The sequence below is a fragment of the Streptococcus sanguinis genome, from assembly GCF_020729765.1.
GTDB classification, from domain to species: domain Bacteria; phylum Bacillota; class Bacilli; order Lactobacillales; family Streptococcaceae; genus Streptococcus; species Streptococcus sanguinis_Q.
Window position 1 is genome coordinate 27,592 of the sequence record NZ_JAJEPD010000035.1, and the last position, 16,702, is coordinate 44,293.

General features: G+C 45.4%; 3 protein-coding genes and 1 other annotated feature. Of the genes, 2 read left to right on the forward strand and 1 reads right to left on the reverse strand.

Annotated features, from left to right (window positions below):
- Window positions 1-199 precede the first annotated feature (199 nt).
- Window positions 200-5,494, forward strand: a complete 5,295-nt coding sequence (locus K4H96_RS04900) for a CshA/CshB family fibrillar adhesin-related protein (RefSeq protein WP_223336716.1) — start codon at window positions 200-202, stop codon at window positions 5,492-5,494.
- Window positions 5,495-5,835: 341 nt separating this feature from the next.
- Complete coding sequence (locus K4H96_RS04905) at window positions 5,836-14,451, forward strand: CshA/CshB family fibrillar adhesin-related protein (protein WP_223336717.1); 8,616 nt, start codon at window positions 5,836-5,838, stop codon at window positions 14,449-14,451.
- A 186-nt stretch (window positions 14,452-14,637) separates the two neighbouring features.
- Here K4H96_RS04905 and fbpA read toward each other — a convergent pair whose 3' ends face one another.
- Entirely contained in the window at window positions 14,638-16,287 is a 1,650-nt protein-coding gene (gene fbpA / locus K4H96_RS04910; protein ID WP_223336718.1) for an Rqc2 family fibronectin-binding protein FbpA, read from the reverse strand.
- A 171-nt stretch (window positions 16,288-16,458) separates the two neighbouring features.
- Window positions 16,459-16,693 (forward strand) — a binding site (T-box leader).
- Window positions 16,694-16,702: the final 9 nt, after the last annotated feature.

The following is a 16,702-nucleotide window of genomic DNA, read 5'->3' on the forward strand; positions in this document are numbered from 1 at the left end:
TTAGCTTCTAACCGCTAAATCAAAATAGGAAAGATTCGTTTATGGATCTTTCCTCTTTTTTTGTTAAAAATAGACTGTTTTCAACAAAGTGTCTAATTATAATGTTGGTTTCTTACAATTATAGTTATATATATGGATAACTAAAATAGAATAGTGTATAATAAAATCTGCAATTTAAATGATTATTTAGGAGATTATTATGGGAAAAGATTTATTTAATCCTCACCTGCGTAAGTTTTCGATTCGGAAACTAAACGTCGGTGTTTGTTCTGTGCTCTTATCAACCTTGCTTCTTTTGGGAGCAGCAACACAGGTTAGCGCTGATGAAACTGTTGGTTCTGATGCCCAAAGCGAGGTTTCGCAATCAGGTACAGCAGATTCCGCAGGAAGTACTGCAGAATCAGTAAATTCACCAGCTGAGGAAAGTAAGCCTGCCACTTTCGCGGCTCAAGCAGAAGATGCGTCTGCGGTAGCGACTGCAAGGCCTGATTCAGATGGCAAGTCAACAAGTGAGCAGCCAGCGACAGAAACTACCTCTGCACCAGCTGTTGTTCCTGCAGAAGTTAAGACTGAAGATAATGCCCAACCAGCTCCTGCTCAACCGGCAGGGACTACAGAGACAGCTCAGCCTAGTCGCTCTCGTCGCGTAAGACGGGATGCGGCACCTACTGGTCTGCGAGATGGTGACCCTAACAACACCATTGAGAAGCCTACTTTGGCTGATTCTGAAAAAAAGAACCCGACAGACTTGATGAAGCAGATTAACTGGCTGGATCTTGGTGATAAAAGTGCCATCAGCAACTTAGATACGGACGATTCCTTTAAAGTTGGTACTGTCTATGAAAAAGAAATTTCACCAGGCTATCGTATCAAACTGACAGTGACGGAATTAAAACCTTTCCACTCAACAGAGATTTATCGTGACCGCGTCAAGGGTACTGCGTATGAAAATAGCTATGATCCGAATGCGAAAAACACTTGGTTCAGGTATGTAAATGAAGACTATAAAAAGCAAGAAGCTGAGGGAGATTCAGCTAGACCAAAAATTATAGGAGCGGAGCAGAATCAATGGACATCTGTCCGAGACCAAGGGATTAACACCAATGGCCGAAAGACTCAATTACAAGTTCCTAAAAATGGTGCTAGCTACGGTATAAAATTCAAGGTAGAAGCGACTTACCTTGGGAAACCTGTAAAAGCAACAGTTATCATGGCAGATGGAGAAGAAGCCAACCCAGGGGAATATGCTATCTTCACGACCAATGGCCAAGGATGGGAACACTTGGCAGAATGGAAACGTGTCCTGCCAGACGGTCGGGAAATTACCGAAACTTATGCACCGATGAACCCTAACAGATATGGTCAATATATAGGAGATAATGCGACTATACCTGTAATCGACTGGACTGCTTTTACTAATCCAGATCAAAAAACAGGAGGCTTGGGCTCTCAGGTCTTTGGTCCTAATACTTCTAAAGATCACACAGTTCCGATTGTGATGACACGTGGTGCTTCAGAAGTTGGGATTTATATTGCTTCTTCTGGTCAGCAAGCTGCTATGATTGGTTTTATGGTAGTAGATGAGGGGGATGCACCAGCTTCTTATGGAAATGCTGTTCATGCTATTTCTGGTTATGATGCCAATACAGGTGCAAGAACTCCTCAGCCATTCTTGGGTCGAGTTGAAGCTGATATTGATACTACTTCGGGTAATGACTGGAGGCATGATGACGATACTGATCACGCAGACGAAGGGGTTAATCAGCTCTTGCCTTCTGATTTGACAGGTAAGACGAATAACCTTTTCCGAGTCAATCGTCTTCAAAATGGTGACTACTCAGTTCGCTTGCAAGCCTCTGCCAATGGTAATAGCAAGGCCTATGTTCGTGCTTGGATTGATTTCAATCAAAACGGTGTTTTTGATGAAAATGAGGCCAGCGAATTTACTGAAGTAACAACGGCTGGTGACTATACTGTTAATTTTAAGAATAATCCAGCGATGACCAATCCTGCAGTTAGCAAGCTGGGAATGCGGGTCCGCATTGCCCTAAATAAGGGAGATATTGAAAAACCTACGGGAACAGCCTTTAGTGGGGAAGTTGAAGACTTAGAAGTCATCTTGACCTATCCGCCAAAAGGTGATAAGAGGCAAAGTACGGGAATAATCGGCCAGCCTCAGAAAGCTACTCTTCAGTTTACACCTCAAGGTATTGATCAAAATGATGAAAGCAAGAAAGCGGCTATTGATACAACTGTAGCACCTCTTGTTTTGGACAATGCTGGCAATACATTAGCAGCAGATGGCGACGGTTGGTACAATACTGCTGAGGGACGATATAAAGTAACAGCCAAGGGTGCAAATGTGGATGTGATATTTGAACCTAGCACTGGCTATACCGGTACTACTCAAGGAATTAATATCCGCCGTGTTGATACTAATGGTGCAAGTACAGATTGGATTGCGAAGAATAATGGAGAGCCTGTTATCAACGATAAGTTGAATAACATGGATGCCCGCTATATTCCGACTGTTTTGAATTTCACGGAACATCGTTCGACGGACTCCCAAGGTTTGCCTCAAGTGCAAGATATTGTCTTTAATGATGGAAATCCTGCTAAGACACCTGTTCAACCATCTTCAACGAATCCTGTCTCTTTCTTGGATGCTGATGGCAATCGTATTGTTGGAATAAACGTGAAGGCAACCTCGCAAGGCCAAGAAGTGGGAACTTTTGAGTTAGATCCAGCTACTGGGCGTGTGACTTTCACTCCGAATAAGTCATTTGTGGGGACAGTTGACCCTGTTAACCTACAATTGTATGATACCGATGGAACAGAGCACCGTGCAACCTATCAACCGACAGTAACGCGTGTTGTTCCAACAGCACAAGGAGCAAACTCTGAGGGTATTCAAGGTGCTGAACAATTTGGTAATTTGATTTTTACACCAGGTGATAATCGTGTGCCAATTAATGAGGCAGTTGCTCCAACTTTTGATAACGGTCAAACAACTAAGGTTGTTCCGAATGTTGGAACTTATATGGTTGATAACGCAGGTCGCGTAACCTTCCAACCGGTTCCTAGCTACACTGGCCGTCCAAGTGCTGAATCTGTTAAACGTGTTGATATGAACGGGACAGAAGTAACCGCTGCTTATCAAGCCGAAGTTAAGGCCGCAACTCCAACAGGTCAAGATATGCAGACTACTGGCCTCCAAGGGAAACTTCAAACGAGTCACCTAAACTTTACTCCAGGTCAAGCAAGTATTAATGGACAGAATGCGACGGTGCCTTTAGCGCCAGAGGGACCACAATTCGTAGTTAATGGGCAAATTCAACAATCTAATAGTCTGCTTGTTCATGATGCAAGTGGCAAGCTACAAGGAACTTATACTGTTCAAACTAATGGAGATATTAGCTTCCAACCTGCACCAGATTTCCATGGGACGCCTACTCCTGCGCGTCTTCGTGTAAGGGATATGAATGGTTCTACAGCAGAAGCAGTTTACCAACCTACAGTGACTCAAGTAACCCCAACCAGCACCGATGCGACTAGTACAGGTCCTCAGGGTGTGCCTCAAACTGGCACCCCAAGCTTCCAAGGTGGTGATTCACTGGTTCCAATCGATGAAACAGTTGAGCCAACTTTCGAAGGTGGAAGCAAGAAGAAATCCATTCCAGGTCAAGGAACATACTCGATTGCCTCAGATGGGGCAGTGACCTTCACACCAGAGAAGCAGTATGTTGGTACACCAACACCAGTCACAGTAAAACGTGTGGATAAAAATGGCACGGAAGTGACTGCAACTTACACGCCAACTGTGACTAAGGTAACGCCAACTAGCACTAACGCAACTAGCACTGGCCCTCAAGGTGTTCCACAAACTGGCATCCCAACTTTCCAAGGAGGCGATCCACTTGTTCCAATCGATGAAACCGTTGAGCCGACCTTTGAAGATGGAAGCAAGAAGAAATCCATTCCAGGTCAAGGAACATACTCGATTGCCTCAGATGGGGCAGTGACCTTCACACCAGAGAAGCAGTATGTTGGTACACCAACACCAGTCACAGTAAAACGTGTGGATAAAAATGGCACGGAAGTGACTGCAACTTACACGCCAACTGTGACTAAGGTAACGCCAACTAGCACTAACGCAACTAGCACTGGCCCTCAAGGTGTTCCACAAACTGGCATCCCAACTTTCCAAGGTGGTGATCCACTAGTTCCAATCGATGACACAGTAGAGCCAAGCTTCAACGACGGAAGCAAGGAAAAGACTATTCCAGGTCAAGGAACATATACCATCACTCCAGATGGCGCAGTGACTTTCACTCCAGACAAGCAGTTTGTAGGCAAACCTGATCCAATCACTGTGAAACGAGTAGATAAAAATGGCACTCCAGTAACTGCGACATACAGTCCAGAGTTCGCCAAGGTAACTCCAACTGGTAAAGATACCACATCTACAAATATCAAGGGCCATGTTCAGACTGGCAAACCTGTCTTTGAAGCAGGTGATCCATTGGTTCCAATTGATGAAACGATTGCGCCAACTTTCGAAGATGGAAGTAAGGAAAAGACCATTCCAGGTGAGGGAACTTACACCATCGCACCAGACGGCACAGTCACTTTCACTCCAGAAGCTGATTTCCTTGGTCAAGGAAGCGGTGTGACCCTTGTACGTCGTGATAAGAATGGCAGCTCAGTGACGGCTCGCTATATTCCGACCGTAGTTGAACCATCAACTAGCAAGGACAGTGTATCTAGCGGTCGCAAGGGTCAAGCTCAAACAGGCACGCCTACCTTTGAAGGGGCGATTGACCAGGCAGTAGCACCGACCTTTGCGGATGGCAGCACCGAAATGGTTGTCCCAGGTGAGGGAACTTACAGGTTCAATATGCTGGGAGCAGTGACCTTTGTGCCGGAAGCCGACTTTGTCGGAACTGCTCGCGGAGTTGTCGTGAAGCGTTCAGATATTTATGGCAATGCCGTAACAGCGACTTATACTCCGACTGTATTGGGAAGCACTGATACTATAGACAGTGGAAGTACGGGGCTTAAAGGCCAGCCTCAGACTGGTAAACCTATCTTTGAAGGAGATGTGGATCCAACCGTTCCGCCAACTTTCGAGGATGGCAGCACCGAAAAGGCTGTTCCAGGCCAAGGTACTTACACGATTGCGCCAGATGGTACTGTGACCTTTGTACCGGAAACGGGCTTTGTCGGTCAAGCTGACGGCGTAACAGTGATTCGCAAAGACCGCAATGGTCAGACGATTTCAGCGGTTTACGTTCCGACTGTGACAGAAAATCCTGTTCAGCCAGAGCGGACAATTACACCTGCACCGCCATCACTTTCTAAGAGTGCGGGTGCAAAATCCCTTCCTAAGACTGGTACAGAAGAAACCTCATACTTAGCAGCAAGCTTACTTGCGGGAGTATCAGGTTTAGGACTGCTTGGCTTAGCGAAGAGGAAGAAAAAGTCTGAAGACTAAAAATTAAGAATTTAGATTTCAGATACTGAATTAAAAGAGGAAAGATTCATTAGTGAATCTTTTTTCTTTATATTCAAAGAAATAGATCTTAAAAACTTCATGATAGCATTTCTAAAATGTTAAACATTAAAGTAGAATCTGAGATACTCTCAGATTTATTTAATTTATAAGGATTTTTCTATGGTCTATTTTTTCTTTTGTTTTCAAAAATAGACTATAAAATGCTTTGTGTCAATTTTTTTAAAAATTTTTTATATAATTATAGTTATATATATAGCTAACTAAAATGGAATGTTGTATAATAAAACTATTGTAACTAGATGATTATTTAGGAGATTATTATGGGAAAAGATTTATTTAATCCTCACCTGCGTAAGTTTTCGATTCGAAAACTAAACGTCGGTGTTTGTTCTGTGCTCTTGTCAACCCTGCTTCTTTTGGGAGCAGCGGCACAAGTTAGTGCTGATGAAGCTAGTGATTCTGGTGCCCAAAACGAAGTTTCGCAAACAGGAATAGCCGAATCATCAGTGAATTCTGCTGAAACTGTGGCTTCTGAACATTTACATGCAAAAGAAAGTTCAGCACTTCCTTTTGCTACTGATACCCCTCAATCAGATGATAATCCTAGTCCAAGAAGCTCAGATTCTGAGAAAGTTGAAGAACCTACTGAATCTACAACAACTAAACCAGTTGAGAATACTCAACCAATCACTGTTCAACCAGAAACATCCAACGCGGCTGTCGTGGCTGAAAAGTCAGAAGCAACCGCAGATCTAGCTCAGCCTAATCGCTCTCGTCGTGTGAGACGGGATGCTACACCTACTGGACAACAGAACAGCGTAACAACAGGAGTTCCGATAGGTACTGGGCCAGCTGGGGCAGATGATGCTACCTCTACGCCACGAGTACCTAAACCAAGCTTGGATGAATCAGTTAAGAAAGACAGTGTTCAGTTAGCCAAGCAGATTAGTTGGCTTGACTTCTCAGATACTGCCAGTTGGAAAAACTTGGATCAACGCGGCGGTCTTCAGGTAGGGACCACCTTCACCAAGGAAATTTCACCTGGCTATGAAGTAACCCTGACGGTCACTGAGCTTAAACCTTTTAACTCGACTGAAACTTATAGAAAACGGGTTGAAGGAACACCGACAGCAAATACTTATGACCCAAATGCTCAGAATGGATATTTAAAGTCTGCAGCAAAGTATGGTCAAACTCCTCCTTCGGTGACAGGAGCTATTCAGAATCAATGGACTGCCATCCGTGATCAAGGTTTTAATACGCAAGGACGAAAGACCCAGCTGGTTTACCCAGAGAACTCAACCAACTGGGGAGTGAAATTCAATATTGAGGCAACCTATCTTGGTAAGCGTGTCGCCCCTACGGTGGTTATGGCCGATGGTGAAGATGCCAACCCAGGTGAATTCGCAATCTTTACCACTAACGGTACGGGTTGGGAATACCTAGGTGAGTGGAAGAAGAATAGCAAGGCCAAAGAAGCCTATACGATTATCACCAAAAAAATGTTGGATGATGAGGACGTTAAGTTAAGGGGTCTTTTAATCTTAAAAGATAAGAGCGTAGACTGGTATAAATATCTCAGTCCAGATACTGTGACAGGAGGTCTGGGTACTCAGGTCTTCGGACCAAACCGTTCTAACGAACGGACGGTTCCAGTCGTGATGACGCGTGGGGCCTCTGAAGTAGGATTCTATGTCGCTTCATCTGGGCAACAAGCCATGATGATGGGCTTTCTCGTAGTAGATGGGAGTGATGGGCCTGAGAGTTATGGCGAAGCCTTCCATACCATTTCGGGACGTGATTCGGTGACTGATGCTCCTATTAAGCAACCTTATTTGGGAACAACGCCAGCTGATATTGATGTTGAGTCATCCAATGACTGGGTTCTGGATGATAAAAAGGAGCATAAGGACGAGGGGGCCAGCCAATTACTAGCGGACGATCAATTAAGTACTTCTAATGATTTGCTTGATTTAGACAAAGCAAAAAATGGAACTTATACGATTAAAATCAAAGCTAACCCAAATGGCAATGCTAAATCCTATGTCAAGGCCTGGATAGACTTCAACAATGATGGAGTCTTCAATGAAAGCGAAGGTAGCAATCTACAAGAGGTTACAACTGCTGGTGACTATACCTTGACCTTCAATGCCAACCCAAATATTAGTGGCGGACAAGTGGACAAATTGGGTATGCGTTTCCGAATTGCGACTAATAAAGGCGATATTGAGCAACCAACCGGTATTGCCTTTAGCGGTGAAGTAGAAGATATGCTCTTGCACCGCATTTATCCTCCTAAGGGGGAGAAGCAGACTACGGATGGCTTTACAGGTGAGACTCAAACTGCTGTCCTTCACTTCACACCTAAAGGAACGGATCGTTCAGATGACAGTGTTAATGCAGTTATGAGTACCCAAGCGCCTCAGGTTCTGGATAAACAAGGCAATGCTCTGACTCCTGTTGATGGCAACTATATTCGTCCAGAAGGGACCTATCGCTTGACCGTCAATGGCAATGACGTGCAAGTAACCTTCACTCCAAATGCAGACTTTTCTGGAACTGCTGATGGAATTAATATTCGCTGGATAGATAGCAATGGTACCTCGACTGGATGGACTTCGGGGGATGCTTCTGATCCTAATCAAAATGAACAATTGACTACAATGGATGGCCGTTATGTGCCGACAGTTCGTAAGATTCCAAACTATGAATCAAGTGGTCTTCAGGGACTGGAACAAAACAAAACGCTAGTCTTTAACGATGATGATGCGAATACGACCCCTGTCGTGCCAGATGCTTCTCGTCCGGCTAGCTTTGTGGATGCTAACGGTCAGACAGTAGCAGGCAACACGGTGCCAGCCATGTCCAATGGCCAGCAAGTCGGGACCTATGAATTAGATCCAAATACCGGCCAAGTGACTTTCAAACCTATCAAAACTTTTTATGGTACGCCAGACCCAGTGGTAGTTCAAGTCAGTGATACCGATGGTAAAGCACATCGGGCACGCTACCAACCTAAGGTAACCCAAGTAACACCAAGAAGTACCAATGCTGAGTCAAGCGGTCTGCAAGGTCAGTCACAAAGTGGTAAGCCGACCTTCACCCCAGGTGACCAACAAATCCCAATTGACATGAGCAAAGCCATGACCTTTGATAATGGGACGGACACTTTGGAAGTAGCTAATGAAGGAACTTATACTATCAATTCAGATGATACCATTAGCTTCAAGCCGCTTAAGCAATTCACTGGTAAGGCGACTCCAGTGACGGTCAAACGTGTTGATGCCAATGGTACCGCAGTGACTGCAACCTATACACCTAACGTGACCAAGGTCACACCAACCAGCACACCTGCTACTTCATCAGGTCCTCAAGGGGTGCAACAAACAGGAACGCCAGTCTTCAAGGAAGGTGATCCAGCGATTCCAATCGACTATAACAAGCAAATGACCTTTGATGATGATCAACTTAAGAAGATTGTTGCGGGCGTGGGAGAATACACCATCAATTCAGATGGTTCTATTACCTTTACCCCAGATAAGAAATATGTGGGAACCCCAGCCGCAGTGACGGTCAAAAGAGTTGACGAAAATGGTACCGAAGTGACGGCGACTTATACGCCAACTGTTACCAAGGTAACTCCGACTGGTACTGGTGATAAGACAGAAGGATTGCAAGGTCAGGTTCAAGAAGGCCATGTTAGCTTCACACCAGGTCATGATTCTGTGCCGTTTCCAGCTGAAACAACTCCGCTCTTTGACAATGGTTTGACTGTTAAAGAATTGCCAAATGTCGGTAAATTTGAAGTGGATGCGAATGGTAAAGTTACTTTCACACCAGACAAGCAGTTTAAGGGAACCACTCCTGAGTTGACATTGATTCGAGCAGATGTGAATGGCACTCCTGTTACAGCCAAATACCAAGCAGTGGTGAAAGAAGTGGTTCCTACAAGTACCAATGCGACTAGCACTGGTCTTCAAGGTCTACCACAATCAGGTACACCTACTTTCACACCAGGCGACAAAGCTGTGCCGATTGATATGGCCCAACCAATGACCTTTGAAGATAATCAAACAACCAAGAAGGTAGACAAGGTCGGGACTTATGTCATTGAGTCAGATGGTACGATTACTTTCACGCCAGACAAGCAATATGTGGGGACCCCATCTCCAGTAACAGTTAAACGCGTAGACACAAATGGAACAGAAGTAACGGCTACTTACACACCAACCGTGACGCGTGTCACACCAACCAGCACCAATGCTGAGTCAACAGGCCTGCAAGGTCAACCACAAAGCGGCAAGCCAACTTTCAGTCCAGGTGACCAACAAATCCCAATTGACATGAGCAAAGCCATGACCTTTGAAAATGGTACCGACACATTGGTAGTAGCTGATCAAGGAACTTATACTATTAATTCAGATGGTTCCATTACTTTTAAGCCAGAGAAGAAATTTACTGGCAAGGCGACCCCAGTCAAGGTTAAACGAGTTGACACAAATGGCACAGAAGTAACGGCTGCTTACACTCCTACTGTTGAAGAAGTTATTCCAAACGCAACTGGCGATCAGACTGAAGGTCTACAAGGATTGGTTCAGAATGGTAAAATTACTTTTGAAGCTGGAAGACCAGAAGTAGGTTTTTCAGCAGACAGTACCCCAGTTTTTGACACTGGTACCAATGTGAAAGAAATTGAAAATGTTGGCAAGTTTGAAGTGGATATTGATGGTAATATTACCTTTACCCCGGTCAAGACATTTGTAGGTAAAACACCAGAAATTGAAGTCAGTCGTGCAGATGTCAACGGTACCATCGCTAAGGCAAAATATCAAGCAACGGTGACAGCTGTAAAGCCAACTGGTGTTGGAAACAAGACAGAAGGCCTGCAAGGTCAAGTTCAAGAAGGTAAAGTGACCTTCACACCAGGGCACGACTCTGTTCCATTCCCAGCTGGTTCAACTCCATTGTTTGATAACCATTCAACAGTGAAAGAAGTACAGAATGTCGGTAAGTTTGAAGTGGATGCTGATGGCACTGTAACTTTCACTCCAGATAAACAGTTCAAGGGTGAAACACCAGAACTTGAATTGACTCGCACCGATGCTAATGGCACTCCTGTTACAGTCAAATACCAAGCAGTAGTGAAAGAAGTGGTTCCAAGAGGAACCGACGCGACTAGCACAGGCCCTCAGGGTGTTCCGCAAACAGGTAGCCCAAGCTTCCAAGGTGGTGATCCGCTAGTTCCGATTGATATGGATTCTCCAATGACTTTTGACGATGGTCAACCTAAGAAGACAGTTCAAGGAGTAGGAGAATATACCATCAACTCAGACGGTACTATCACCTTTACCCCAGACAAACGGTATGTGGGTACCCCAGCTCCAGTGACTGTTAAACGTGTAGATAAGAATGGCACGGAAGTTACTGCCACCTATACGCCAACGGTAACACGGGTAACGCCAACTAGTACAAATGCTGAATCAACCGGCCTCCAAGGTCAGCCGCAAAGTGGCAAGCCAACTTTCAGCCCAGGAGACCAAGCGGTTCCAATCGATATGACCAAACCAATGACCTTTGGAAATGGGACTGACACTTTGGTAGTGGCTAATCAAGGAACTTATACCATTAATTCAGATGGTTCCATTACCTTCCAACCAGTTAAGCAATTTACTGGCAAGGCGACACCTGTTACGGTTAAACGAGTCGATGCTAACGGCACAGAAATAACCGCGACTTATACACCGACCGTTACCAAGGTGATACCAACCAGCACCAATGCTGAATCAACTGGTATCCAAGGTCAACCGCAAAAGGGGACGCCTACTTTCACTCCTGGCGACTCTGCTGTTCCAATTGATATGGATAGTCCTATGACCTTCGAAGACGGTCAGTCTAAGAAGACTGTTCAGGGAGTAGGGGAATACACTATCAACTCAGATGGTTCTGTCACCTTTACTCCAGAGAAACAGTATATAGGTACACCAACACCAGTGACTGTGAAACGTGTTGATAAAAATGGCACGGAAGTGACTGCAACTTACACGCCAACTGTTACTAAGGTTACACCAGTAGGTACTAATGTGAATAGTACAGGTCCTCAGGGAGTTCCTCAAACTGGCACACCAACCTTTGCGGGTGGTGATCCACTGGTTCAAATCGATGAAGCAGTCGAGCCAACCTTCGAAGATGGAAGCAAGAAGAAGACCCTTCCAGGTCAGGGAACTTATACCATCACTCCAGATGGCGCGGTGACTTTCACGCCAGAGAAGCAGTTTGTAGGCAAGCCAGATTCAGTGACTGTAAAACGTGTCGATAAAAACGGCACTCCAGTAACAGCTACCTACAGTCCAGAATTTACGAAAGTAACTCCAACTGGTACTGGCACTAAGACAGAAGGACTGCAAGGTCAAGTCCAAGAAGGTAGAGTGACCTTCACACCAGGGAACGACTCTGTGCCATTCCCAGCAGATTCGACTCCGTTATTTGACAATGGATCTTCTGTCAAAGAAGTACCGAATGTCGGTAAGTTCGAAGTGAATGCAGACGGCAAGGTGATCTTCACTCCAGACAAACAATTCAAGGGTGAAACGCCAGAACTTGAATTGACTCGCACTGATGCCAATGGCACCCCTGTTACAGTTAAGTACCAAGCGGTAGTGAAAGAATTGATTCCTACTGGCACTAATGCGACTAGCACTGGTCCTCAAGGTGTTGCGCAAACTGGCACACCGACATTCGTAGGAGGCGACCCACTTGTTCCAATCGATGACGCAGTAGAGCCTACCTTCGCAGATGGAAGTAAGGAGAAAAAGATTCCAGGTCAAGGAACTTACACCATTGCACCAGATGGCGTAGTGACTTTCACACCTGAAAAACAATATGTTGGTACACCAGAACCAGTGACAGTGAAACGTGTGGACAAGAATGGCACTCCAGTAACGGCTACCTACAGCCCAGAATTTACGAAAGTAACTCCAACTGGTACTGGCACTAAGACAGAAGGCTTGCAAGGCCAAGTTCAAGAAGGGCAAGTAAGCTTTACCCCAGGCCATGACTCTGTTCCATTCCCAGCTGCTTCAACTCCACTGTTTGATAATGGTTCCGCAGTTAAAGAAGTACCGAATGTTGGTAAGTTCAAAGTGAATGCAGACGGCAAGGTGATCTTCACTCCAGACAAACAATTCAAGGGTGAAACGCCAGAACTTGAATTGACTCGTGTGGATGCCAACGGTACTCCAATCACCGTCAAATATCAAGCAGTAGTGAAAGAAGTGATTCCTACAGGTACCAACGCAACCAGCACTGGCCCTCAAGGTGTTGCGCAAACTGGCACCCCAATTTTTGCGGGTGGTGATCCACTAGTTCCAATCGATGACACAGTGGAGCCAACCTTCGAAGATGACAACAAGGAGAAGAAGATTCCAGGTCAAGGAACTTACACCATTGCTCCAGATGGCGCAGTGACCTTCACGCCAGACAAGCAATTTGTAGGTAAACCTGATCCAATTACTGTAAAACGAGTAGATAAGAATGGTACGCCAGTAACTGCAACATATAGCCCAGAGTTTACTAAGGTAACTCCAACCGGCACCACAGCGACTAGCACCGGTCCTCAGGGTGTTCCGCAAACCGGTACCCCAACTTTTGCAGGTGGTGATCCACTGGTTCCAATTGATGACTCAGTTGTGCCAAGCTTCGACGATGGCAGCAAGGAAAAGACCATTCCAGGTCAGGGAACCTACACCATTACTCCAGATGGAGCAGTGACCTTCACCCCAGATAAGCAATTTGTAGGTAAACCAGATCCAATCACTGTGAAACGTGTGGACAAGAATGGTACGCCAGTAACTGCGACCTACAGTCCAGAGTTCGCCAAGGTAACTCCAACTGGTAAAGATGCGATCTCTACAAATATCAAGGGCCATGTTCAAACAGGCACACCTGTCTTCGAAGCAGGTGATCCATTGGTTCCAATTGATGAGTCAGTTGAGCCAACCTTCGAAGACGGAAGCAAGGAAAAGACTATTCCAGGTCAGGGAACTTATACCATCAAACCAGGTGGTACAGTCACCTTCACTCCAGATGCTGATTTCCTTGGTAAGGGAACCGGTGTGACCCTTGTCCGTCGTGATAAGAATGGCAGCTCAGTGACAGCTCGTTATGTTCCTACCGTAGTTGAACCATCAACTAGTCAGGACAGTGTATCTAGCGGCCGCAAGGGCCAAGCTCAAACAGGCACGCCGATCTTTGAAGGGGCGATTGACCAAGCAGTGGCACCGACCTTTGCGGACGGCAGCACCGAAATGGTTGTCCCAGGTGAGGGAACTTACAGGTTCAATATGCTAGGGGCAGTGACCTTTGTGCCAGAAGCTGACTTTGTCGGAACTGCTCGCGGAGCTGTCGTGAAGCGTTCAGATATTTATGGAAATGCTGTGACGGCTACCTATACCCCAACTGTTTTGGGAAGCACTGCTACAGAAGATACCGGCAGCACCGGTCTCAAAGGCCAGCCACAGACTGGTAAACCAATCTTTGAAGGCGACGTGGATCCAACCGTTCCGCCAACTTTTGAGGATGGCAGCACCGAAAAGGTTGTTCCAGGTCAAGGTACTTACACGATTGCGCCAGATGGCACTGTGACCTTTGTACCGGAAACTGGCTTTGTCGGTCAAGCTGATGGCGTGACAGTGATTCGCAAAGACCGCAATGGTCAAACTATTTCAGCAGTCTATGTTCCGACTGTGACAGAAGATCCTGTTCAGCCAGAGCGGACGATTACGCCTGCACCACCTTCTCTTTCTAAGAGCGAGGGTGCAAAATCCCTTCCTAAGACAGGTACGGAAGAAACCTCATATTTAGCAGCAAGCTTACTTGCGGGAGTATCAGGTTTGGGATTGCTTGGATTAGAGAAGAGAAAGAAAAAGTCTGAAGACTAACATAGGCTTGAAGAAATTCCGTTAACGAACTAGAAGAATTTCGGGAGAGCGCAAAAACAGGTAGAACTTATGTTCTACCTGTTTTGTTATCAAAAAATTCTTGAAAGTGATGGAGATAATAGAAAGCTTCAGCTAGCTAATGACCGTCCTGCTCCTAAGTCAGTTTGATAGTTAAAGAGGGTAACTTTATATCTTCATGCTTTTAATTTTCTCTTCATCTGGTGTGACGCGCAAGGTTTTCTGGCCCGTATAGGTGACAAATCCTGGCTTTCCACCGGTTGGTTTGTTGAGCTTTCTAGTCTCAATCATATCTACTTGGACCAGATTGGAGAGTCTAGCTTTGGAAAAATAGGCTGCTAACTCGGCAGCGTCTGTCTTGACTTCATCGCTAGGTTGGAGGTTGCCAGTAATCACCACATGACTACCTGGAATATCCTTGGCGTGAAACCAAAGCTCGTCCTTCTTGGCCATCTTAAACGTCAGCTCGTCATTTTGTAGATTATTGCGTCCAACTAGGATAATAGTTTGGCCATCTGTTGCCAAATATTTCTCCGGTTTCTGTCTTTTCTGGATTTTCTCTCTTTGGCGTCGGCGGATAAAGCCAGTCTGGATTAGTTCTTCTCGGATTTCTGCGATTTCAGTCAGACTGGCCTGAGCAAGGGCTGTTTCCACGCTCTCTAGGTAGAGTATAGTAGCTCGAGTCTCTTCAATCAAGCTGGTCAGGTGTTTGACGGCTTCTTTGAGCTTCTGGTAGCGTTTAAAATAGCGCTGGGCATTTTGGTTGGGAGTTAGGGCCTTGTCAAGCGAGATAATGATCTTCTCACCTGTGTAGTAATTGTCTAATTCAACTTTATCTTGGTCGTTGGGAACTTGATGGAGAAAGGTGGTTAAGAGTTCCCCTTTTTGGCGGAATTCTTCTGCATTCTCCGTTGCTAGGAGTTCTTCCTCCTGCTTGCCCAACTTTTTCCGGTTCTTTTCCAACTCATTTTCTACTCGGCGAATCAGTTCGCTGGCCTGCTGGTTGACCCGATCGCGCTCAGCCTTGTCCTTGTAGAAAGTGTCCAAAAGCTCGGATAGCGTGGACATTTGGGTCTTACTGTCGGAAAATAGCAGAGCAGAGAAGGATTTTTCGGTCAGGCTTGGCTGAGTCGGACTGGCAAAGAAGGCTCGGAAAGTTTTGAGCTTGTCAGCGGTCAGACGACCACTGAGCTCAGTAGCCGTATCCCGACCCAATCCCTGAAAAATTTGCTGCAGGCGTTTGGGCTCTAAGTCTTCAGTATGTAAGATTTCAAAGAGCTTTTCATCGCCCACAGTGAATGGGTTGAGACTGCCTGTCTGAGGCGGTGCGACATAGGTTGAGCCCGGCAGGATCGTTCGATAGCTATTTTGTGAAAATCCGACATGTTTGATGGCCTCAATAATCTTACCGCTAGCCTTATCCAAGAGAATGATATTGCTGTGCTTGCCCATGATTTCGATGACCAGAGTTACAGCCACGCTGTCACCGATTTCGTTCTTATTGGAAACACTGATTTCCAAAATCCGGTCATTCTCCACTTGCTGGATTGCTTCAATAACAGCGCCCTGAAGGTATTTGCGCATCACCATGATAAAGGTATTGGGAACAGCTGGATTTTCAAACGTGGTATCTGTCAGCTGGACGCGCCCAAAGACCGAGTGGGCTGATAGGAGCAGCTTGTGGCTTTGGCGGTTACTGCGAATCTGTAAAACCAGCTCCTGTTCAAAGGGCTGATTAATCTTCTGAATACGGCCGCCCAGCAATTCGCGACGGAGCTCCTCTGTCATGTGGTGTAAAAAAAATCCGTCGAAAGACATACTTTTCTCCTTGAAAGTTGCTACAGAAAATTATAACAAAAAACCAAGCTAAAAGCTTCTAAAGTCTCGGCAAAAAGCAATTTAATTTTTGTCTATAATTGCCTCTATAAACCAAATCCGAACATTTTATAAAAATTTTCAAAAAGGTCTTGACATCTTTTCAGGAAAAACTTAAAATATAGGAAATTAGAAAAGTAGTAGATGCATTTGTTTTTAGCGAGCTTGTGGTTGGTGGAAATGAGCAGCAAATCTTTACGAAATTGGGCTAATTGATAAAATGAATTTGAAACAATAAGAATTCGGTAGGCACACCTTACAGTGCAGCTTGTTTGATGACAAGATAGAGACATGGGGAATATTTGCTATTTTCCATAATTGAGGTGGCACCGCGATTTACGCCCTCACACAGAGTACC

Bases quoted from the DNA above. Each gene is read 5' to 3' on its own strand.
- K4H96_RS04905 (WP_223336717.1), top strand. From the start codon at position 5,836: ATGGGAAAAGATTTATTTAATCCTCACCTGCGTAAGTTTTCGATTCGA.
- K4H96_RS04900 (WP_223336716.1), top strand. From the start codon at position 200: ATGGGAAAAGATTTATTTAATCCTCACCTGCGTAAGTTTTCGATTCGG.
- fbpA (WP_223336718.1), bottom strand. From the start codon at position 16,287: ATGTCTTTCGACGGATTTTTTTTACACCACATGACAGAGGAGCTCCGT.